We start from the raw sequence: 20494 nt of genomic DNA, 5'->3' as shown, positions 1-20494 counted from the left end.
GTTGTGCCCGCCACGGCACAATGGCGGCCATGTTCGCTTTCGGGGTCGACCGGCAGGACTTCACCGCCACGACGATTGTCGAGGCCGCGCCTGCGCAGGCGGGTGACGGCGAGGCCGTGCTGCGCGTCGACCGGGTCGGCGTGACGGCCAACAACGTGACCTACGCGGTCCTGGGCGACGCCATGCGCTACTGGCAGTTCTTCCCGCCCGCCGCGTTCGGCCTGGAGCCGCGGTGGGGCCTCGTGCCGCTGTGGGGTTTCGCCGAGATCGTTGCTTCTCGTGTACCGCATGTGCCAGTGGGCGGACGCGTCTACGGCTACCTGCCGCCCGCCGGGCACCTGGTCGTGCGGCCGGGCCGGATCGACGAGACCGGGTTCCGCGACGAGAGCCCGCACCGGGCCGGACTGCCGTCGCCGTACAACGCGTACCGGCTCACCACCGGCGACCCCGTCTGGCGGGCGGAACATGAGGACCTGCTCGTGCTGTACCGGCCGCTGTTCTTCACCTCGTTCATGCTCGCCGACCAGGTGCTCGACCAGGACTCCTACGGGGCGGAGCAGGTGGTGCTGTCCTCGGCGTCGAGCAAGACCGCGTACGCCGCCGCCTTCGAGCTGCGCGGCCACGGCCCGCGGGTGGTCGGCCTGACCTCGCCGGGCAACGTGGCCTTCACGGAGTCGCTGGGCTGCTACGACGAGGTTGTGGCCTATGACGGGATTCGGGACCTGCAGGCGGTACCGTCGGCGTATCTGGATCTTTCAGGTTCTGCCCCGACGCGGGCGGCGCTGCGGGAGCAGCTCGGCGACCGGCTGGTGCGCGACATCGCGGTCGGCCTGACGACCCAGTCCCCCAACGCCATGGCGGCCGGCGAGGTGTTCTTCGCCCCGACCCAGATGCGCAAGCGCTCGGCCGACTGGGGCCGCGAGGGCCTGGACGCGCGGTTCGCGGCCGCCTGGGAACGCTTCGCCGCGGTCGTCGCGTCGTGGGTGGATGTGCGCCTGGGGCACGGCCCGTCCGGCTTGCGCGATGCTTGGCTGGAGGTGGCCGCGGGCCGCACCCCGCCGAAGGTCGGGCACGTCATCCAGGTGTGAGCGGCACGACGTACTGGATGAAGCCCCGGTTCTCCGCCACCTTGTCGTAGAGCCGGCGCGCGGTCGCGTTGTCCTCGCGGGTGTGCCAGTAGACGCGCTCGCAGCCCTGGTTCCGGGCGACCTCGGCGACGGCGGCGATGAGCGCGCGGGCGACACCTCGGCCGCGCAGCTCGGCGTCGGTGAAGAGGTCCTGCAGGTAGCACACGTCGCCGCCCGTGGTGCTGGGGTGGAACATGAAGTGCGTGAGCCCGACCGCCTTCCCCTCGAGGCGCGCGACGAGGGCGTGGATGCGGTCGTCCTGGCGGAACCGGTGCCAGGCCTGCTCGTACCGCTCCTCGGGCCATTCCCGGCCGTAGAAGGCGTTGTAGCCGCGGAACAGCTCCTGCCACGCGGGGCGGTCGCCGTCTTCCAGGCCGCCGATCTCGATCTCCGTCACGCGGGTCAGCCTAGTCACGAAATGTCGGGCGCTGGCGCGCCGCGACATTTCGGACATTTCGTATATGGACTATTTCAAGCGAGGGGTTGCGATCTTGACGATCTGGGTGGCGACGGCGGCCTGGTGGCCGATCATCATCTGCGAGGCGAAGTCGATCGACAGCTGCCCGGCCGGGACGTTGACCAGCACCTTGCCGAACTGGCCGAGGTCCGCGTGCCAGGCCCCGTCGACGCCGGCCAGCCGCGTGGCCCCGGGGTACGGCTGGTCCTTCCCGCCCGGCTTCCACGCGAGCGTGACGCTGCCCGTGCCGCCGGTGTACTCGGAGATCACGTAGGTGCACGAGTTGTCGTCGGCCTTGCCGGTGCCGACCAGCATCACCTGGCCGAACTCGGCGTTGAGGGCCTGGATCAGCTCGCCGACCTCCAGGAACCGGCACCCGGGCGCCAGCGATTGCGGCGGCGGGGCCGACGACTCGGTCTGGATCACCGGGGCGGACGGCGCACCGCCGGGCGACTTGAGCGGCAGCGTCAGGGTGGTGCCGCAGATCCCGTACGCCCCGACGCCGGCGTACGCCGCCCGCCCGTCCACGTCGATCCCGCACCGCAGCCGGTACGTGTTCGGCGTCGCGCCCTTCACCGACAGCTGCAGCTGGATGTACCCGGTCCCGGCCGGCACCTCGACGTCGGCCCGCCACGACGGCACGATCGTCGGGAAGGACTCGGTCCTGGTCCCGGCGCCGGCGGTGTACGTCATCTGCTGATCGCTGTTGATGTTCCCGCCGCTGGACGCGTACCAGTAGGTGACCTTGTGCGGCGGGCCCTCGGTCTTCGCGGCGCGCGGCGCGGAGTGGTCGCGGTTGAAGGTCAGCCAGAACGGGACGAAGCTGAGCGCGCCGAGGCCGACGACGATCCCGACGATGATGAGCACGATGGCCCGCGCGGAGAGCTGCCCCTTCGGCTTCGGCCCCGGCGGCGGTCCCGGCGGCCCGGGCGGTCCCGGCGGCCCGGGCGGTTCCGGCGGCCCGGGCGGTTCCGGCGGCCCGGGCGCGAACGGCGCCCCTGGCGGGAACGGCGGCTGTGGATGGGGCTCGGGCTCGGGCGCTGCCGGACGCATAGATCCGATCGTATATGAAGGGCGCCCGCGTCGAGGTCTAGTCCCCTGAGGTCCAGCGGACGATCGCCTCGGTGCGGCTGCGGACCTGGAGCTTGGCGAACACGTGGTTGAGGTGGTTCTTGACGGTTTTCTCCGTGAGGCGCAGGCGGTGCGCGATCGAGGCGTTCGACAGCCCCTCGCACAGCAGCCGCATCACGTCCTCCTCGCGTTCGGTGAGGCCGAACGTGCGGCGGGCCAGGCGCTGCTGATGGCGTACCCGCTCCCGGGCCTGCTGGTCGCGCACCATCGACGCGGCCACCGAGGCGGCGATCGGGGAGAGCCAGCCGCGCCCGCCGGCCACCTCGCGGACCGCGCGCAGCAGCTCCGGCGGGTCGAACTCGCCGTGCACGAGGTAGCCGCGGGCGCCCTGGTGCAGCATGCCCGCGATGAGCTCGGCGTCGGAGTCGCTCGTCAGGACCAGCACCGAGCTGTACTGCGAGATCGTCGCGATCACCGACAGGCCGTCCGCGATCGGCATGCGGTGGTCGAGCAGGGTCACGGTCGGCTGGAAGCGGCGCGCGGCGGCGATGGCCTCGCGACCGTTGGCGGCCTCGGCGAGCACGCGCATGCCGCCGTCGCTCTCGATGATCCCGCGCAGCGCCGCCCGGACGATCGGGTTGTCGTCGACGATGACCAGGTCGGTCACGGCGCACCGTCCACGGCGGCGTACGCGCTCGTGGGGACCCGGACGGTGATCGTGGTGCCGGCGCCCGGAGTCGAGTCCACGTGCAGCTCGCCGCCGACGTTCCGCGCGCGTTCGGTCATGCCCACGATGCCGAAATGGCCGGCGGTCTGCAGGCGGGTGAGATCGCGCGGTACCGCGAAACCCTGGCCGTCGTCGGAAATCTCCAGCAGGATGCCGCGCCGCGTCGGGGCCAGGCGGACCGTGACGCGCCTGGCGTAGGCGTGGTTGGCGATGTTGGCCAGCGCCTCGCGCACGATGCGGCTCAGCTCGTAACCGACGGTGATCGGCGGCTCGAGATGCTCCAGCACGGTGCGGACGGGCACGCCGGTGGCCGCGGTCCAGGCGTCGCAGAGCTCGCGCAGGCTGGTGGCGAAGTCGCGGTCGGGCACGTCCAGCCGCATCTCCTCGAGCAGCTCGCGGGCCTGCCGGGCGGCGGCCGTGGCGCCCGCGGCGACCGTACCGGCGAGCTGCTCGGCCAGGGCGGGCTGGCGGCGCAGCGAGGTCGGCAGGGCCAGGGCGGCCAGGGACACGCCGCGCAGCGTCTTGCTCACCGAGTCGTGCAGCTCCCGCGCCAGGCGGGCGCGCTCCGAGGCGGCGGCGGAGCGCTGGGCCGAGGCGACCAGGCTGCGCGACAGCTCCAGGTACCGCGCCAGCGCCGACGTCAGGATCGACGCCCCCAGCCCGGCCAGCGCCCCCGCGAGCGGGAACGCGACCACGAACGCGGCCAGCTCGGCGGGCGGGTCGAGCCGGTGCAGGACGCGGCCGATCACGGCGAAGCTCAGCGCGGCCTGCACGATCCAGACCGGCACCGCGCGCAGGCCGAGCACGACCCCGGCGAGGGCGCCGGCGCCGGCCGCGAACGCGAAGTACCCGACGTCGCCCCCGCTCACCGCCAGCACCCCGAGCAGCAGCACCGAGTCGGCGGCGATCGCCACCAGCGGGCGCGCGGCCAGGCGCGGCCAGCGGGCGAGCAGGCCGACCTCGACGCCCGTGCCCAGGGCGACCAGCGCCAGCACCTCGGCGACCCGCCACTTGTCGTCGACCAGCATCAATCCGGCCGCGGCCGCGATGATCGTCGCCACCGCACGGCCGATGAGCACCGCGCGGGCCAGCGCGGCTGCGGCGACCGCACGGTCGGTACTCACCACGGAGGCGACGCTACTGTGCGCACGTTCTCGGCCGTATCGGGGGCTCGGCGCTTAACCGGGATTTGAACCCATCCTAAAGTCAACCTACGACAATTTCGTCGAGGTCCGGCGCCGGCGCCGAGTCGTTGTACAGCGTCAGCTCCACGGACCCGGCCGGCAGCTCGGCGGTGAACCGGAACGACTGCGGCACCGTCCAGTCCGGCCCGGAGGCCGGGAACGTGCGCGGCGCGCCCCCGTTCACGCGCACCTTGAGCGACCGGTCGCCGTCCGACTCGTAGTACACGGTCACCGTGCGTGCACCGGCGCTCGGCAGCGTGAAGCGGACCACGAGCGTGCAGTCCGCGCACATGTACCGCACCCGCTTCCCGCCCCGGCACGTCGAGCACGACACCGGGGAGGCCCCGCCGGTGAGCTTGTTGCCCGGGTCCTCGGCCTGGATCGCGATCGGCTTCTCGCCCGGCTGAAACGCACTGGCGGGCGGTTGCGCCGGCGCCGAGGACGACGGCTTGAGCGATGGCGTGACCGAGGCCGAGTCGTGGTCCGGGAGGATCAGGGGCGGCACGATGATCGCGGCGCCGGCGATGCCGACGGCCACCACCGTCACGCCGATCCACTGCCGCACACGCGCTCCTCGCTCGCCGATCCGGCGTCAGACAATACGCCACGACGGCGCCGCCGCCCCAAACTCGGGACGGCGGCGCCGCTTCTTACCGGAGGGGGTTTACGGGAGCAGGTAGTTGTTGTTCAGCACGTACGGCGCGGGCTGCTGGTCGTCCCGCCCGTCGTGGCCCTGGGCGTCACACTGCCGGGCCGCCACGATGCACCCGTCGATCATCGCCTTGAGGGTCCGGTCGTCCCACGCGTTGACGAAGTCGTAGTGGAACGTCGGGCCGGCGCCGCTGGCGAAGTGCACCTTCGACATGTCGCCGTTGACCGGCCACGCCATCTTGAACTCGAGCTTCGGCACCGCCACCGGGTGGTCGTCGGGGCAGACCACGCCGGCCGCCGTGTGGGTGTCGATCGGGTACGCCATGTGCGACTGGTGGTCCGGCGAGTCCAGGTGCAGGCCGTCCCAGCAGCTCGGCGCCTGGTACCGGATGTTGAGCTTCACGCTGCGCTCGGTCGGGCAGCTCAGCGGGATGTTCTTGTTCTCGTAGCTGTCGCCGCACTCGAAGCCCTTCTCGGTCGCGGCGAGGAACTTGTCGGCGTCGGTGTTCTTGGCGTTGCCGACCACGAAGCGCAGGCCCTTGGGGAACGGCCGGACCGAGCGGTAGTCGTACACGCCGGTCTTGTAGTAGATGGTCATCAGCCCCTCGGGGTTGACCGCGACGTCGCCGTTGTACAGCGTCGGCATCCAGTACGCGGACAGGTCGCCCTTGGCCTTGCAGGTCGTCTGGCCCTTGGAGAGCGAGTCGACCGTGGAGGCCGCGTTCGTGGTCGTGTTGCCCATGAACGTGTGCATGTGCGACGCGCCGGCGAGGCCCGGGAAGACGATCGGGTCGTCCTGCAGGTTGCTGCGGCTGACCGAGCAGTTCGCCTGGAACTCGTGGAACCCGCCCTTGTTCGGGGGCACCTCGTGCGACGGCTTCACGTTCGTCACCGGGTTCGGCGCGTCGATCCAGCCGGCCTGGGAGGTGCCGCCACCGCCGGTGCCGGTGGAGGTCGGCGTCGGGGTGGCGGCACCGGTGGTCGGGACCGGGCCGGTGCCCGACGGGCCGCCGGTGACCGGGCCGACCGTCGCGGTGGCCGGGGTGCCCGCGGCGCCGAAGACCTGGAACTCCCAGAGGGAGTAGCCGTAGCCGCCGGAGCGCTGGGTGCCGTAGAGGCGCACGTACCGGGCCATGCCGGAAACGTTCAGGGTCTCCTTGCCGCCCTTGGAGTTCTCGGTGGAGTACACCGTGGACCACTGGGAGGCATCGGAGGAGATCTGGATCTGGTAGGCCTTGCCGTAGGCCCGCTCCCAGTTCAGCACCACCTTGCCGATGGAGGTGTTGGCGCCGAGGTCGACCTGCAGCCACTGCGGGTCGCTGAACGCGCTGGACCAGCGGGTGCCGGTGTCGCCGTCGACGGCGGCCGAGGCGGGGTAGGCCCGCCCCTCGCTGGACGAGGCGGTGGCCGGCTTGCCCTGGGACACGGGCGTGGCGTCGGCGCTTGCGGAGCGCAGCGGGCCGGTGGCGAACCAGCCGGGCAGCCCGAGCAGCGCGACCGCGACGCCGGCCAGCACCAGCAGCCGTGACCGCGGCTGGCGTCGGAGGGACAGGGTCATCGAATTCTCTCCCGTTTGGGGTTTGGATCACCGTTTTCGCCACGAACGGTAGTGATCGCGGGGGCGCCGATCCTGGGCCCAAAGACCCAGGATGGGTCCCAATCCATGGGCATTCATGCGGTGATTCCCCCCACCAAATCGCGGGTCTCCGCATCGGCGTTCCTTGGCTACCCTCGGTGGATGGGCAGTGAGCGGGAGGACGGGTACGTGCCGCGGTCCCGGGTCGGGACCGTGTTCGTCGCGCTGCTGGCGGGCGACGAGGACGCGGCGGCGCGGGCGGCCGAGGCGCCGCCGGACGAGCACGACACACCGGTGCTGGCGGCCGCGATCCGCCTCGCCGTGCGCAGCCTCTTCGACGAGGACACCCCGCCGGAGGCGATCGCCGACTTCGTGGCCACCATGGCGCAGGACGTGGAGATCGACCCGGCCGTGGCCGAGGCGCTGCTGCGCACCCAGCTGGGCGAGGAGGGGCTCGTCGACGGCTTCGGCCAGCAGGACGTCTCCGACGCGACCTGGACGATGCTCGGGTACCTCTGCGAGCGCCGCCTGGGCCCCGAGGACTCCCTCGAACTGGTCGAACTGGCGGAGCGCGAGACGCTGCCCCAGACGTGACCTGGCGACCTGCGCTGCGGCGGTGCGCCAGGCGGGTTACGCTGCCCTCCTCATGAACAATGACCAGCGTTCCGGTTCGGGGCTGCACATCACGACCGGCGCCGGCCCGGAGGGCGTGGTGCTGGAGGTTTCGGGCGCCCTGGACTACACGTCGTCGGAGCGCTTCGGCGCCGCCGTCAGCGAGGCGTACTCCGACGGCGCGGCGGTGGTCACGGCCGACCTCGGCGGCCTGGGCTACTGCGACTCGTCGGGCGTGGCGTCGCTGGTCCGCGCGCACAAGCTCGCCGCGCGGGAGGGGCGCCGGTTCGTGGTGCGCGCCCCGGACACGACCCTGGCCCGGGTGTTCGCCCTGACCGGCCTGGACGCGGTGCTGGAGATCGAGAGCTGAGCGGTCAGCTCGGCAGGCGCGCGGTGTCCAGCCAGAACTGGTTGATCTGGCGCACCACGTCGACGAACTCGTCGTAGCCCGACGGCTTGGTGATGTACGCGTTGGTGTGCGCCCCGTAGCAGGCCACGACGTCCTCGACCGCGCTCGACGTGGTCAGCACGACGACCGGGATGCTCGCCACCGCCGCGTCGGACTTGACCTGGCGCAGCACCTGCCGCCCGTCGATGCGGGGCAGGTTCAGGTCGAGCAGGATGAAGTCGGGCCGCGGGGCCTCCGCGTGCTGCCCCCGCCGGTACAGGAAGTCCAGCGCCTCCTGCCCGTCCCGCGCCACGTGCAGGTCGCTGGCCTGGAAGTCTTCCTCGAACGCCTCGCGGGCCATCAGCTCGTCGCCCGGATCGTCCTCGACGAGCAGGATCGTGGCGGCGCGGTCGGCGGTCGGCACTTGGCGGTTCCTTTCACCGATCGTCGGCAGGGTGGGCCGAACTGTACGGCAAACCTCCCCCCGTCGCACTCCGAGCGCGCCCGCCCGGAGCGAGCAGCCGAGCAAGGGTCCCGGCGCTGGGCAGCGCGACCCCGACAATGGCGTCGAAACCTCCGAGCGGCCGCCGGATCTCGCCGAGATCGCTGAGCCGCACGTGCACCCGCCCGGCCATGCCCGCCGCGACGACCTTGCGCACCGCCGCCTCCCGCAGCACGGCCGACGACGTGACACTGTGGACGATCGCGCCCCGCCGGGCGGCCCGGATGGCGAGCTCGCCGCCGTCGCTGCCCACCTCGAGCAGCCGCGTCCCCGGCCCCACCCCGACGGCGTCGAGCAGGCGGTCGATCCGGCGCCGCCGCGCGGCGTTGAAGTCCAGCACGCCCGTGATTCGGCGCCGGGACGGCTTCGGATGGTCGGCGCCGGGGCGGCTTCGGACGGTCGGCGCCGGGGCGGCCGGATGGTCGGCGCCGGGGCGGCTTCGGATGGCAGTGGCACCCGGTTCCCAGCGGACCGCCGGGTCCATGGTGTCGAATGATCGGCATGAGCCCGTCGCCCCGCCTGGTCGCCCGCGGCCCCGCCGCGCCGAGCGCGCTGGTCCTGCTGCTGCCCGGCGGCCGCGCGCGGAGCACAGCGTCGGGCGGGCGCAGCGTGGCCGACCTGCGGATGCTGCCCTTCGCCCGGGCGGCCGCGGCTCCGGGCATCGGGGTCTGGCGCCTAGCCTACCGCTTCAAGGGCTGGAACGAGCCGGCCCGCCACCCGGTCGCGGACGCGCGCTGGGCCCTGACCGAGGCCGCCCGCCGCCACCCGGGCGTGCCGGTCCTGCTCATCGGCCATTCGATGGGCGGGCGGGTCGCGCTGCACGTGGCCACAGAGCCGGGGGTGGCCGGCGTCCTCGGTCTCGCACCGTGGATCGAGCCCGATGATGTTCAACTGCCAACCGATCCGCTTGTACCGCTTGTGCTCGCCCACGGATCCCGCGACCGCATCACCGACCCTGCTGCCACGGCGCGGTTCGCGGCCGACCACGGTGCCCGGTTCGTCCTGGTGGCCGGCGAGAACCACGCCCTGCTGCGGCACTACCGGACGTGGAACCGCCTGGTCACCGAGTTCGTGACAACGCACCGCCGCGCCGACGGCCGCTGAGCCGCGGTCCACCGGAACGCCAGGCCGTCACTCGACCGCGGCGGTCGCTCTCGACCGCGGCCGCCACTCCACCACGGCGGCCACTCCACCACGGCGGCCGCTCCACCACGGCGGCCACTCCACCACGGCGGCCGCTCCACCATGGCGGCCGCTCCACCACGGCCGCCACTCACCCTCCGCGGTCGCTCACCACCGCCGCCACTCCACCACCGCCGCCACTCCACCACCGTGGTCGCTCCACCACCGCCGCCACTCCACACCGTGGTCGCTCTACCACCGCGGTCGCTCACCACTGCCGCCACTCCACCACCGCGGTCGCTGCACCACCGCGGTCGCTGCACCACCGCGGTCGCTGCACCACCGCGGTCGCTGCACCACCGCGGTCGCTCCACCACCGCGGTCGCGGCAGACCGAACGTTCTCCTCAGCCGCGATCCGGCAGACCGAACGTTCTCCCCGCCACGGCCTTGCGGTGGACAGAACGTTCTGCCTGCCGGCCGCCTCAATAGCCGCGGTCGGGGTCGTAGACGTTCCGCAGCGGTTCGCCGGCGAGGTACCGGCGGAGGTTGTCGCAGAACAGGTCGGTGATGGCCGCGTTCTCGGTCGCCACCGTTGAGGCCGAGTGCGGCGAGACGAGCACCGAGTCGAGGTCCCACAGCGGCGACCCGGCGGGCAGCGGCTCGGTCGCGAACACGTCCAGCGCCGCCCCCGCGAGCCGGCCGCCGACCAGGGCCGCGACCAGGGCGGGCTCGTCGACGACCGGGCCGCGGGCGATGTTCACCAGGATCGCGCCCGCCGGCAGCAGCTCCAGCTGCTTCGCGCCGATCAGGCCCTCCGTCTGCGGGGTGAGCGGGCAGCACAGCACGAGCACGTCGGTGCCGGGCAGCACCTCGTCCAGCCCGGCGATCCGGTCCCGGCCCAGGCCGAGCACCTTGCAGCCCAGCGCCGCGAACGCGCTCGCCACCTGCCGGCCCATCCCGCCGAGCCCGATCACGGTGACGGTGCGGCCGGCGAGCTGCGCGGTCGTGTACCGCTCCCAGTGGTGTCCCGCCTGCCGCCGGCGCAGCTCCGGGATGCCCTTCACGAAGTAGAGCGCGGCGGCGACGGCGAACTCGGCGAGCGGTACCGCGTGGATGCCCGCCGCCGTCGTGAAGACCATCCCGCTGCGCTCCAGCCCGGTGCGCTGGACGAACCCGCCGATGCCGGCACTGGTGGCCTGGACCCAGCGCAGGTTCGGCGCGCGGACCGGCAGTTCGGCCGGCGCCTGCCAGTCGAAGTCCCAGGCCACGTCGGCCCGTCCGAGCATCGTGACCCACCGTGCCCGATCGAGAGCGCTGAGTTCACGGGCGGTTCCGACATGGTCGCACTTGTACCGCGGGATCGGCAGCAATCGCGGCTCGTAGAGGACCTCGACGCCCGGCGCGGCGGAGGCGATCCGGTCCACGTGCTCCGGCTCCAGATACGAAGCGATCAGGACTGCCGTGTGGGGCATGCCTGCACCCTAGTACCGGCGCGGCTTTTGCGGGTTATCGCCAAAAAAGCGGGGGTTCGCTACTCGGAGCGGACAAGTTGGCGATTGGTCCTTGGCGTGGCGGCCATGCATCGACCAAGATGAACGCATTGTCGCGATCGGGGGGTTCAGATGACTGCCGTGCGTGAGCACGAGAGCGAGCTGCCGCCACTGCCGCTGGCCGGCGCCCAGGGCTGCCCGTTCGGGCCGCCGCCGGAGTACGCTGAGTTGCGCGCCGAGCGCCCGGTGCTCCGCGTGGCCTGTCCGACCGGCCTGAACGCGTGGCTGGTGACGCGGTACGAGGACGTGCGCGAGGTGCTCAGTGACCCGCGGCGCTTCAGCAACCGGCCGGGAACCGCCGCCCACATCCTGATGGGGTACGTCAGCGACCCGCCCGGCGAGGGCGACTTCGCGCGCATGGACGGCCCCGAGCACCTGCGCTTCCGCCGCCACATGGCGCCCGAGGTCTCCAACATCAAGCGGATCACCCAGCTGCGCCCGCTCGTGCAGGACATCGTCGACCGCCGGCTCGACGCCCTGGCCGACGCCGCCCCGCCGATCGACCTCTACGCCTCGTTCGCCCGCCCGGTCACCACCGCCGTCATCGCCGAGCTGCTCGGGGTGCCCGAACCGGACCAGCCCCTCTTCCAGCGCGCCGCCGAGGCGCTCTTCGCGGGCACCTCGAGCGGCGAGGACGTGGCCGCGGCGATCGGGCCCCTGTTCCAGTACCTCTACGGCATGGTCATGACCCGCCGCGCCACCCCCGGCGACGACATCCTGAGCCGCCTCATCGCCCGCAGCGACCAGACCGACCGCCCCTTCACCGACAACGAGCTCATCGCCATGGCCGCGGGCCTGCTCATCGCGGGGTACGACACCACGGCGAGCATGATCGCGCACGGCATGCTGGCGCTGCTGGAGCACCCGGCCGAACTCGCCCGCCTGCGCGAGGACCCGTCGCTGGCCGCGAACGGCGCCGAGGAGCTCGTCCGCTACCTGGGCGTCGGCGGGGGCCTCATGCGCGAGGTCCTCGAGGACACCGAGATCGCCGGCCAGCCCCTGGCGGCGGGCGACTTCGTGGTGGTGGCCATCCAGTCCGCGAACCGCGACAGTGCCCTGTACGCCGACGGCGACCGCCTCGACATCGGCCGCAACCCCGGCGCCCACGTCGGCTTCGGCCACGGCCCCCACCAGTGCGTCGGGCAGCAGCTCGCGCGCCTGGAACTGACCACGGTCCTGGCCACGCTGCCGCGCCGGATCCCGTCGCTGCGGCTGGCGGTGCCGTTCGACGACATCCGCTTCAAGACCGAGACCGCGGTACTGGGCCCGCAAACGGTCCCGGTCACCTGGGACGCGGTACTGCCCGCCCCACCCCCAGCCGAAGGCTGAGCCTGATGCGGGTCGTCGTCCACAAGGACAAGTGCATCGGCTCGGGCGTCTGCGCGCTGGTCGCCCCGGACGTCTTCGACCAGCGCGACGACGACGGCGTGGTGATCCTCCTGGAGGAACACCCGCCGCCGGCCCACCAGGAATCGGCCTACGAGGCGGCGACCCGCTGCCCCGCCTCGGTCATCGAGATCCACACGAACCGCGGCATGCACTAACCCGCACCGGCCTGACTCGCGGCCGGTTTTCTTGCGGCGGCCGACAGCCCGCGCCGACGCCCGTTCACGGCCAGTCCGGTGCGGCGCGCAGCCTCATCGCCGCGGCTCGCGGTCAGTCCAAGGCGGCAGGCACCCCCGCCGGCGCCGCTCGCGGTCAGCCCGTGCGGCAGGCAGCCCCGCCGGCACGGCTCGCAGGCAGCCCCGCCGGCACGGCTCACGGCCAGCCCGGCGCAGCACGCAACCCCACCGACGCCACGCACGGCCAGCCCGGCTCAGCAGGCAGCCCCACCGGCGCCGCGCACGGCCAACCCGGCGCGCCAAGCAACCCCATCGGCGCGGCTCGCGGCCAGTCCGGTGCGGCGCGCAGCCTCATCGGTGCGGCTCGCGGTCAGTCCAAGGCGGCCTGCAGTGCGCCGAGCAGTTCGCCGTCCGGGGTGTCGCCGCCCAGTTCCCAGCAGAACACCCCGGCGAGCCCCTGATCGCGCACGTACGCCGCCTTGCCCGCGAGCGTCTGCGGCGTGTCGTAGGACCACCATTGATCGCCGCAGCGCGCGTACACCTGCCCGCCGACGGTGCCAGTCGCCGGGCAGGCCGTGCGCAGCACCCGGTAGTCCTCGGCCCCCGACCCGCGCCCGCCCGGCGCCGGCCCGGTCGCGCTGCCGCCGGGGCTGTCCTGGCTGACCCCGGTCCACCCACGCCCGTAGAACCCGACCCCGAGCAGCAGCTTCCCGGCGGGCACGCCGTCCTGCCGCAGCCGGCCGATGGCGGCGTCGGCGTCGCTCCCGGCCCGGGACTCCCCCGGATACGACCGCAGCGCCGAGTGCGGAGCGGTCGGCCCGGCCGGATCCCCGGTACCGGCGTAGTCGTAGGTCATGGCCATCATCCAGTCCAGGCTCCCCGCCGCCACGGCGTAGTCGGCCCGCCCGAGCCGCCCGCCGCTCGTGGCATCGGCCGTCACCGCGGCGGTCACCAGGCGGTCCGGCCCCAGCGCCTCCCGCATCGCCGCCACGACGCGGGCCAGCGCGTCCGGCCCGCTGGTGTCGCAGCCGGCCCCGCACGCGTTCGGGTACTCCCAGTCCAGGTCGATCCCGTCGAACACCCCGGCCCACCGCGGGTCGTCGAGCACCTCCTTGCACGAGGCCGCGAACGCCCGAGGGTCGCGCGCGGCGTCGGTGAACCCGGCCGAGCCGTTCCAGCCGCCGAACGACCACAGCACCTTCAGCGCCGGGTTGCGCTGCTTGAGCCGGCGCAACTGCCCGAACTCCCCGCCGTCCGCGGCCGCCCCGTCCACGCTGTCAGCCGCGGCGACGGTGTGCTCGTAGTCGGTCGCGGGCGCCGCAGCGGCGCAGCGTCCCCCGGTCACGGCCCCGAACGCGTACACGAGGTGGGTCAGCCGCCTGGCCGCCCCGCTCCGCTCGACGTCGAGGACCCGGTAGGGCGCCGCTCCCCCGCGCGGCAGGTAGTACCCGACGAGCAACCCGCCCGGGGCCGGCTTCCCGGGCGCGGCGCTCGACCCGCACGCGGCGAGCAGGAGCAGCAGGACGAGCAGCACAACCGCACGCGGCCGCAGGGATGGCATACCCGTCCAACGCACCACTTCGCTCCGGGTCACGCCCGACTCCGTCGCCCTCAGCCGTAATCCGTGGCGCGACGCCGAACGCTCCCCATCAACGCGATGTCATTCCTGGTCCCATCTGCCTCCCTCCACGGCTACGACCGATCCTTTCAGAGCCCCGGTGTCATCCAGGTGTCAACGCGAGGCGGACGGTGACCAACCAGGACCCCACGCACCCGCGCCAGGCGAACAGCACGGGCCACCGGCGAAGCCGGGCCGAAAGACGGTGAGCCGCACGTCACGCGAGGGGCGCAGCGCGAGGCGGACGGTGACTAACCAGGGCCCCCACGCACCCGCGCCAGGCGAACAGCGCGGGCCACCGGCGAAGCGTGAGGCGGACGGTGACCAACCAGGACCCCCGCACCCGCGCCAGGCGAACAGCACGGGCCACCGGCGAAGCCGGGCCGAAAGACGGTGAGCCACACGTCACGCGAGGGGCGCAGGCGGTGGCGTGGCGAACGGCTCAGGTGCCCGGCCGCGCGGCCGATGCCCCCGCTGAAGCGGTCTCCGGCCGCACGGGAGGTGTCATGGCACCACGGTCGTCGCACGGCGGGCTCGCGCGTGATCCCGTTCTGCTCGCCATGGGCGTCGTCGCCGTGGCCGTGCCGGTGTGGTTTCTCGCCGGGCCCGGCGGGAGCGCACTGTCCTGGGGCATTCAGGCCGCGCTCGACGTCGGCATCATGGTGTTCTCGCGGCGGCTCGTCGCGCTCAACGCCGACGACAAAGCACCCGACGCAGACGACAACGCACCCAACGCGGACAACACAGCACCCAACGCGGACAACAACGCACCCGACGCGGACGACCGGGCACGGAGCACGCGGGCCAGAAAGGCGGCCAGGCGATTCTGGCGCGGACTGGGTGTCGCCGGGTTGCTGTGCGCCATCGGCGACAGCACCCAGACCGCGCTCGTCGCCATGCACGGCCCGGCCACGCCGATCAGCCTCGTCCAGTCGTGCGCGGTGGTGTGCGCGATGACGCTCATCGTGGTCCTGATGCTCCGCCACCCGATCGGCGACGCCGGACGGCTGCGGCTGCGGTTGTGGCTCGACGCCGCAACGGTGCTCGCGGGTGTGGCGGTGCTGCTGTGGTACTTCTCGATCGCCGAACAACTCGACAACCCGCGCATCGCCGATCGGGTCGCCGCCGCGGCCGGGTCGGTCGTCATGCTCGTCATCGTGCTCGGGGCGCTCAAGCTCATCCTGAGCGGAACCGCGCCCTTCACGCGGCTAGCCGGGGTGGCCGGGTGCATCGGCGTCAGCGGGTCGGCCCTGGGGTCGGCGGCCAGTATCGTCATCGTCGGCGGGCCGAACCCGCGCGTCGACGCCGTCACCTCCCTGCTGTCATGCCTGCTCACCGTGGCCAGCCTACGCATGCAGGAGGTGCAGCTGCGCCACCCGCGCGAGGACCGGCGGCGCGCGCGGCAGCGGTTCAGCCTCATGCCGTACGTCGCCGTCGGGGTGACCGAGCTCCTGCTCGTGTACGCGCTGCACATGTCCGGCGCCGACGCCGGCCTGTGGGGCGTGGCCGGCGGGGTGCTCGTCATCACCGGCCTGGTCGTGACCCGGCAGGTGGTCGCCTTCCACGACAACGACCGGCTGCTCACCGACCTCGACCGCAGCGTGCTCGAACTGCGCGCGCTGCACGGCGAGCTGCGCCACCAGGCGACCCACGACGCGCTCACCGGGCTGGCCAACCGCGCGCTGCTGGCCGAGCACATGGGCACGCTCCCGCCCGCGGGCCGGCTCAGCATCCTGGTCCTCGACCTCGACGGGTTCAAGCAGGTCAACGACCGCCACGGCCATCACGCCGGCGACGAGCTGCTCGTGGCAGCCGCCCGCCGCCTTGCCGCCTGCGTGCGCGCCGAGGACCTCGCGGTGCGGCTGGGCGGCGACGAGTTCGCGGTGGTACTCCCGCACACCGACGCGGCCCGCGCCGGGCGCCTGGCCGACGAGGTGACACAAGCCCTCAGCCGACCGTACGCCATCACCGGCACCGTGGCCCGCGTCGGCGCCAGCGTCGGCGTCGCCACCGGCACCCCGGCCGACCTCGACGCGCTCCTGCGCGACGCGGACGCGGAGATGTACCGCATCAAGTCAGCCCGCAAGGCCGCCGTGTGACCGGACTGTGAATCCCACGGAACGAGAGAGCGCTCTCACAAATTTCTGCACCCCCACCAGCGGAAACATCGATATCCATCGGTGACGGTCTGGACACCCATGGTGATCTATGGAAAGGATGGTGATCGATGGCAATGCCTACGGGGAAGGAGGACAGAAAATGGCAGAGCTGTTCGCGTTCAACGTCGCCGTCCTGGAGCCCGAGCCGGCCGCGACGCCGGATCTCGGGTACTACGACCCGCAGCTCCAGCAGTTCGTGTGGGCCGGCGATGACGAGGTCACGCTCGGTGCGGCCCTGTGCAGCCGCGGGCCCGCCGGCTACAACCGGTGCAGCTCCACGGGTACGGCCTGCAACATGAGCGGCTCCGGGTGTCAGAGCCCGGGCTTTCCCAACTGCTACATCCGCTGCGACTACGGGTGATCCGACACCTGAGCCGTCGCACGTGACGTAGCGATTGATGGGAGTGTCATGGGGGAGAGCCGGATCCTGGTCGTCACCGACTACATCGACGCACACGCGGACCGCCTGATCGCGCTGCTGCGCGAGCGCGGTGCCGAGCCGGTCCGGCTCAACTCCAGCGACCAGAGCGCGACGCTGACCGGCCGCCCGCCGAAGGGCGTAACGTTGCACCTGCCCGACGCCGGCCGTACCGCCGACCTCGCCGGCCTCACGTCGATCTGGTGGCGCAAGCCCGGCCCGTTCGGGCTGCACGCCGGCCTCGACGACCGGCAGCGCGAGTTCGCCCTCGAGGAGACCCACCACGCGGTGCTCGGCCTGCTCGGCAGCCTGGGCGCCCGCTGGGTGAGCCACCCCGACGCGATCCGCCGGGCCGGGTACAAGGCCGAGCAGCTGCACCGGGCGGCCGCCCTCGGCTTCGAGGTGCCGCGGACCCTGGTCACCAACGAGCCCGAGGCCGCCCGGGCGTTCCTCGACGCGTGCGGCGGGCGGGTCGTCTACAAGGTGCTCTCCGACCCGTACCTGGCCGCGCGCAAGCACACCGGGCACGAGCCGCCCGACAACCTGTTCGTGGCGACCACCCCGGTCACCGCGGCGACCCTGGGCGACGGCGAGTCCGTGCGCGCGGTGCCGTGCCAGTTCCAGGAGGAGCTGGCGATCGCGAGCGAGCTGCGGGTGACCGTCATCGGCGACGAGGTCTTCGCGGCCGAGGTGGTGGCCGGCACCATGGACTGGCGGCTGCCCGGCGCCGACGCGACGTGGCGCTCCGCGGCGCTGCCCGATGCCGTGGCCGGGCGGTGTGTCGCGCTGACCCGAGGGTACAACCTGGAATTCGGCGCCATCGACCTCGTGCGGACCGCGGACGGGCGGCTGGTCTTCCTGGAGATCAACCCCAACGGGCAGTTCCTGTTCGTCGAGGACCGCGTCCCGCAGCTGCGCCTCGGCGACGCGATGGCCGCCCACCTCATGCGCGGTGCGGCGTGAGCCAGTTGAAGCCGCTGCCCGAGCTGAGTAAGGTCCGAGACAGCCACGCGGTGTTGTTCCGCGGCCCGATCGACCACGACGCCGCGGCCAACTGCTACGAGCACCTGCGCGCCGCCGGACCGGCCCCGCGGCTCGACCTGGTGCTGGCCACCACCGGCGGCCCGGCGACGGCGGCCCGGCGGCTGGCGTTGCTGCTGCACGAGTACACCCAAAGGCTCACGATCCTCGTCCCGCATCGCGCGCGCTCGTCGGGCACGCTGCTCTGCCTGGCCGCGCACGAGCTGGTCCTCGGGCCGCTCGCCGAGCTCGGGCCGCTCGACCCGCAGATCGCCGCGGCCGGCCCGCCGCAGCCCGGGCAGCCGGCGGTGCTCTCGGCCGAGGACCTGCGCGCGTTCCGGGCCATGGCGGAGGACTGGTTCGGCGTCGACCGGCCCGAGGACCGCCTGCAGGTGCTGGCCCTGGTCGCCCAGCGGGTGTTCCCGGGCACGCTCGGCGCCTTCTACCGGGCCGAGCGGCTGGTCCGCGGGATCGCCGCCGAGCTGCTCGCGTTCCAGCTGCCCGAGGCCGAACCGGCTACCCGGGAGGCGATCGTCGAGCACCTCGTCACCGGCCGGCACGCCCACGACGACGTCGTCACCCGCGGCCAGGCGCGCAACCTCGGCCTGCGGGTCACGTACCCCGACGCCGAGCAGGAGGACCTCATGTGGGCCGCCCTCGAAGGGAGCACCGAGTGATCGCGCACCTGTTCGGCGTGACCGTCATCGCGCTCACGTTCGCCGCGTCCGCCGTGAGCAAGCTGCGCGACCGCGGCGGCTTCGTGCAGTCTATCCGCGCCTTCCAGGTCCTGCCAGAGCGCCTGACCGGCGCCACTGCCATAGCCTTGACCTCCGCGGAGGTCGCCGTCGTCGGGCTGCTGACACTGGCACTCCTCCCCGTCTTTTCCCCGTTTGTACCGTACGTGCTCGGTATTGCCGCCGTCCTCCTCGTCGCCTACACGGCCGGTCTGGTCTCGGTCCGGGCCCGCGGGCTGCATGTGCCGTGCCACTGCTTCGGCGCCAGCCCGGTGCCGGTCTCCTGGTTCGACATCGCGCGCAACGTGCTGCTGCTCGGCATCGCCGGGCTCGCGCTGGCCGCCGGCACTCCGGCCGATCCGCTCGCCGGGGTCGACGCGGTCCTCGTCGCGCTGGCCGGCGCGGCCACCACGCTCGTGGTGACGAACCTCGCGAACGTCGTCCACACCGTTGTCACCGCCGCCGGTACCGACTGAGGAGCCCCCATGGACGTGACCTCCTTCGTCCTCGTCGCACTGAGCCTGCTCTGCCTGCTGAACCTGGTGCTGGTGCTGCGCATCGGCGCCCGGCTGCGGGCCGCCGACCACGTGCGCTACGAGCGCGAGCACGACGGCGAGCCCCTGCCGCTGGGCTCGGCGGCGCCCCAGTTCAATGCGATGACCCTCGCCGGGCAAGGCATCACCGGGCAGCGGCTGGCCGGCCGCCCGGTGCTGTACCTGCTGCTCTCCCCCAGCTGCGACCACTGCCGCGACGTGCTGCCGCTGCTGGGCGACCTGACGCCGCTCGCCGGGCGGGCCGGGACCCAGGTCGTCGTCGTGGTCGACGTCGGGCCGGTGCGCGCCCGCGACTGGCTGGCCCTGGTCCGCGACGAGGACGGCGTCAACGTCACCGTGCCGGTGCTGGCCGCGCCCGCCACCCGCACGACGATGGTGGTCGACTTCAACCCGCCGGGCCTGATGCCGTACTTCTGCCTCGTCGACGCCGCCGGCCGCATCGCCGCCCGCGGCCCGGTCGGCGGCCCCGACTGGCAGACCCAGCTCGCCTCCTGGCAGGAGCCCGTCGGGGCGCACGATGGCCGCTGAGCTCCACCCCGGCTACGGTCCGGACCTCGCGTTCGCCCACGCCGACGGGCACACCGGCTTCGTCGAGCTGGCGATCCCCACGATGCTCGAATTCCTGCGCGAGGCCGGGATCCGCGACGGGCTGGTGGCCGACCTCGGCTGCGGCAGCGGGGTCCTCGCCCGCGCCCTGCTGGACGCCGGCTACGACGTGCTCGGCGTCGACCTGTCCCCCGCGATGGTGGACCTGGCTCGGCGCAACGCCCCGGGCGCACGGATCGAGCGAGCGTCCTTTGTGGACGTTGAACTGCCCGAGTGCGCCGCGGTACTATCAGTAGGCCAATGCCTCGGCTACCAATTCGATCCGCGGGCCACGCTTCCGGCCCTCTTCCAACGCATCGGCACCGCCCTGCGGCCGGGCGGGCTGCTCGCCTTCGACCTCAACGCGCCCGACCCGGCGGAGCGCGGACACACCATCCTGCACCGCGACGAGCCCGGGTGGTCGCTCATCGCCGAGACCACCGTGGACACCGACACCCTGACCCGGCGCATCACCTTGTTCCGGCGCGACGGAGACGCCTATCGACGCAGCGACGAGCGGCACGTGGTACGGCTCCACGAGCCCGCGACCGTCCTGAGTGGACTGCGCGCGGCCGGATTCGACGCCCGCACCTTCCACGCCTACGGCGACTCGCCCTTCCCGGCCGGGCTGGTCGGCTACCACGCCCGCAAGCCGTCATGACCGGCAAGCCGTCAGCACATCGCGCTGACCCGCCGGCGCGGCGCGCGGCGAGGACGCAAGCCGTCGTGAAGTCCGAGCCGTCAGCCGACGCACGCAGTCCCGAAATCCAAGCCGTCACGAGCGGCAAGCCGTCAGCACATCGCGCTGGCCCGCCAGCGCGGCGCGGGGCAAGGACACTAGCCGTCGTGAAGTCCGAGCCGTCAGCCGACGCACGC

The 20494-nt window shown here is 72.9% G+C and carries 23 protein-coding genes; 13 read left to right on the top strand and 10 right to left on the bottom strand.

Annotation, left to right across the window (positions count from 1 at the left end):
• The first annotated feature begins 29 nt into the window (after window positions 1-29).
• On the top strand, window positions 30-1088 hold the full coding sequence (locus ACQPZ4_RS16650; protein ID WP_433061486.1) for a DUF2855 family protein: 1059 nt from the start codon (window positions 30-32) through the stop codon (window positions 1086-1088).
• Here the strand turns inward: ACQPZ4_RS16650 and ACQPZ4_RS16645 are convergent.
• From ACQPZ4_RS16645 to ACQPZ4_RS16620, 6 genes are all read right to left on the bottom strand, one after another.
• A complete protein-coding gene (locus ACQPZ4_RS16645; RefSeq protein WP_433061483.1) occupies window positions 1075-1524 on the bottom strand; it encodes a GNAT family N-acetyltransferase in 450 nt (149 codons plus the stop codon). The two genes, ACQPZ4_RS16650 and ACQPZ4_RS16645, sit on opposite strands and share 14 nt — an antisense overlap.
• 69 nt (window positions 1525-1593) lie before the next feature.
• Entirely contained in the window at window positions 1594-2637 is a 1044-nt protein-coding gene (locus ACQPZ4_RS16640; RefSeq protein WP_433061480.1) for a hypothetical protein, read from the bottom strand.
• A gap of 37 nt (window positions 2638-2674) precedes the next feature.
• Window positions 2675-3322: a LuxR C-terminal-related transcriptional regulator gene (locus ACQPZ4_RS16635; protein ID WP_433061477.1), complete on the bottom strand. Its 648-nt coding sequence runs from the start codon at window positions 3320-3322 to the stop codon at window positions 2675-2677.
• Complete coding sequence (locus tag ACQPZ4_RS16630; RefSeq protein ID WP_433061474.1) at window positions 3319-4509, bottom strand: sensor histidine kinase; 1191 nt, start codon at window positions 4507-4509, stop codon at window positions 3319-3321. Before ACQPZ4_RS16630 ends, ACQPZ4_RS16635 begins: the two co-directional genes overlap by 4 nt.
• Window positions 4510-4588: 79 nt before the next feature.
• Entirely contained in the window at window positions 4589-5131 is a 543-nt protein-coding gene (locus tag ACQPZ4_RS16625) for a hypothetical protein (RefSeq protein WP_433061471.1), read from the bottom strand.
• 99 nt (window positions 5132-5230) lie between these two features.
• Window positions 5231-6775: a DUF1996 domain-containing protein gene (locus tag ACQPZ4_RS16620; RefSeq protein ID WP_433061468.1), complete on the bottom strand. Its 1545-nt coding sequence runs from the start codon at window positions 6773-6775 to the stop codon at window positions 5231-5233.
• A 180-nt stretch (window positions 6776-6955) separates the two neighbouring features.
• Between ACQPZ4_RS16620 and ACQPZ4_RS16615 the strand changes: the two genes are divergently transcribed.
• Both ACQPZ4_RS16615 and ACQPZ4_RS16610 read left to right on the top strand, forming a co-directional pair.
• Window positions 6956-7387, top strand: a complete 432-nt coding sequence (locus ACQPZ4_RS16615; protein WP_433061465.1) for a hypothetical protein — start codon at window positions 6956-6958, stop codon at window positions 7385-7387.
• 52 nt (window positions 7388-7439) lie between these two features.
• Entirely contained in the window at window positions 7440-7775 is a 336-nt protein-coding gene (locus ACQPZ4_RS16610; RefSeq protein ID WP_433061462.1) for an STAS domain-containing protein, read from the top strand.
• A gap of 4 nt (window positions 7776-7779) precedes the next feature.
• Here ACQPZ4_RS16610 and ACQPZ4_RS16605 read toward each other — a convergent pair whose 3' ends face one another.
• Both ACQPZ4_RS16605 and ACQPZ4_RS16600 read right to left on the bottom strand, forming a co-directional pair.
• A complete protein-coding gene (locus ACQPZ4_RS16605; protein WP_433066543.1) occupies window positions 7780-8154 on the bottom strand; it encodes a response regulator in 375 nt (124 codons plus the stop codon).
• Between the two features lie 76 nt (window positions 8155-8230).
• On the bottom strand, window positions 8231-8635 hold the full coding sequence (locus ACQPZ4_RS16600; protein WP_433061459.1) for an SAM-dependent methyltransferase: 405 nt from the start codon (window positions 8633-8635) through the stop codon (window positions 8231-8233).
• Between the two features lie 161 nt (window positions 8636-8796).
• On the opposite strand from ACQPZ4_RS16600, the gene ACQPZ4_RS16595 reads away from it, so the two are divergent.
• Window positions 8797-9399 carry an alpha/beta family hydrolase gene (locus ACQPZ4_RS16595; RefSeq protein WP_433061456.1) on the top strand — a complete coding sequence of 201 codons (603 nt, stop codon included), beginning with the start codon at window positions 8797-8799 and terminating at the stop codon, window positions 9397-9399.
• A 501-nt stretch (window positions 9400-9900) separates the two neighbouring features.
• Here ACQPZ4_RS16595 and ACQPZ4_RS16590 read toward each other — a convergent pair.
• Window positions 9901-10890, bottom strand: coding sequence for a D-2-hydroxyacid dehydrogenase (locus ACQPZ4_RS16590; protein ID WP_433061453.1), 990 nt, complete (start codon window positions 10888-10890; stop codon window positions 9901-9903).
• Between the two features lie 150 nt (window positions 10891-11040).
• Here ACQPZ4_RS16590 and ACQPZ4_RS16585 point away from each other — a divergent pair, with 150 nt between their 5' ends.
• Both ACQPZ4_RS16585 and ACQPZ4_RS16580 read left to right on the top strand, forming a co-directional pair.
• A complete protein-coding gene (locus ACQPZ4_RS16585; RefSeq protein ID WP_433061450.1) occupies window positions 11041-12297 on the top strand; it encodes a cytochrome P450 in 1257 nt (418 codons plus the stop codon).
• Window positions 12298-12302: 5 nt separating this feature from the next.
• Window positions 12303-12512 carry a ferredoxin gene (locus ACQPZ4_RS16580; RefSeq protein WP_433061447.1) on the top strand — a complete coding sequence of 70 codons (210 nt, stop codon included), beginning with the start codon at window positions 12303-12305 and terminating at the stop codon, window positions 12510-12512.
• A gap of 388 nt (window positions 12513-12900) precedes the next feature.
• Here ACQPZ4_RS16580 and ACQPZ4_RS16575 read toward each other — a convergent pair whose 3' ends face one another.
• Entirely contained in the window at window positions 12901-14064 is a 1164-nt protein-coding gene (locus ACQPZ4_RS16575) for a glycoside hydrolase family 18 protein (RefSeq protein WP_433061445.1), read from the bottom strand.
• A 590-nt stretch (window positions 14065-14654) separates the two neighbouring features.
• Between ACQPZ4_RS16575 and ACQPZ4_RS16570 the strand changes: the two genes are divergently transcribed.
• The 7 genes from ACQPZ4_RS16570 (at window position 14655) to ACQPZ4_RS16540 (ending at window position 20279) form a co-directional block, all read left to right on the top strand.
• Window positions 14655-16247, top strand: a complete 1593-nt coding sequence (locus tag ACQPZ4_RS16570; RefSeq protein WP_433061442.1) for a diguanylate cyclase domain-containing protein — start codon at window positions 14655-14657, stop codon at window positions 16245-16247.
• Window positions 16248-16407: 160 nt separating this feature from the next.
• Window positions 16408-16668 carry a hypothetical protein gene (locus tag ACQPZ4_RS16565; protein WP_433061440.1) on the top strand — a complete coding sequence of 87 codons (261 nt, stop codon included), beginning with the start codon at window positions 16408-16410 and terminating at the stop codon, window positions 16666-16668.
• Between the two features lie 48 nt (window positions 16669-16716).
• Complete coding sequence (locus ACQPZ4_RS16560) at window positions 16717-17688, top strand: MvdC/MvdD family ATP grasp protein (RefSeq protein ID WP_433061437.1); 972 nt, start codon at window positions 16717-16719, stop codon at window positions 17686-17688.
• Window positions 17685-18422: an SDH family Clp fold serine proteinase gene (locus ACQPZ4_RS16555; protein ID WP_433061435.1), complete on the top strand. Its 738-nt coding sequence runs from the start codon at window positions 17685-17687 to the stop codon at window positions 18420-18422. Before ACQPZ4_RS16560 ends, ACQPZ4_RS16555 begins: the two co-directional genes overlap by 4 nt.
• Window positions 18419-18955, top strand: coding sequence for a MauE/DoxX family redox-associated membrane protein (locus ACQPZ4_RS16550; RefSeq protein WP_433061432.1), 537 nt, complete (start codon window positions 18419-18421; stop codon window positions 18953-18955). The genes ACQPZ4_RS16555 and ACQPZ4_RS16550 overlap by 4 nt, the downstream gene beginning before the upstream one ends.
• Window positions 18956-18964: 9 nt before the next feature.
• Window positions 18965-19561, top strand: coding sequence for a TlpA family protein disulfide reductase (locus tag ACQPZ4_RS16545; protein ID WP_433061430.1), 597 nt, complete (start codon window positions 18965-18967; stop codon window positions 19559-19561).
• Window positions 19551-20279, top strand: coding sequence for a class I SAM-dependent DNA methyltransferase (locus ACQPZ4_RS16540; RefSeq protein ID WP_433061427.1), 729 nt, complete (start codon window positions 19551-19553; stop codon window positions 20277-20279). Before ACQPZ4_RS16545 ends, ACQPZ4_RS16540 begins: the two co-directional genes overlap by 11 nt.
• Window positions 20280-20494: the final 215 nt, after the last annotated feature.

It is taken from the genome of Dactylosporangium sp. CS-033363, from assembly GCF_050942475.1.
GTDB lineage: Bacteria > Actinomycetota > Actinomycetes > Mycobacteriales > Micromonosporaceae > Dactylosporangium.
The sequence above is the reverse complement of the archived record's forward strand: the minus strand, read 5'-3'. Positions and strand labels throughout refer to the sequence as shown.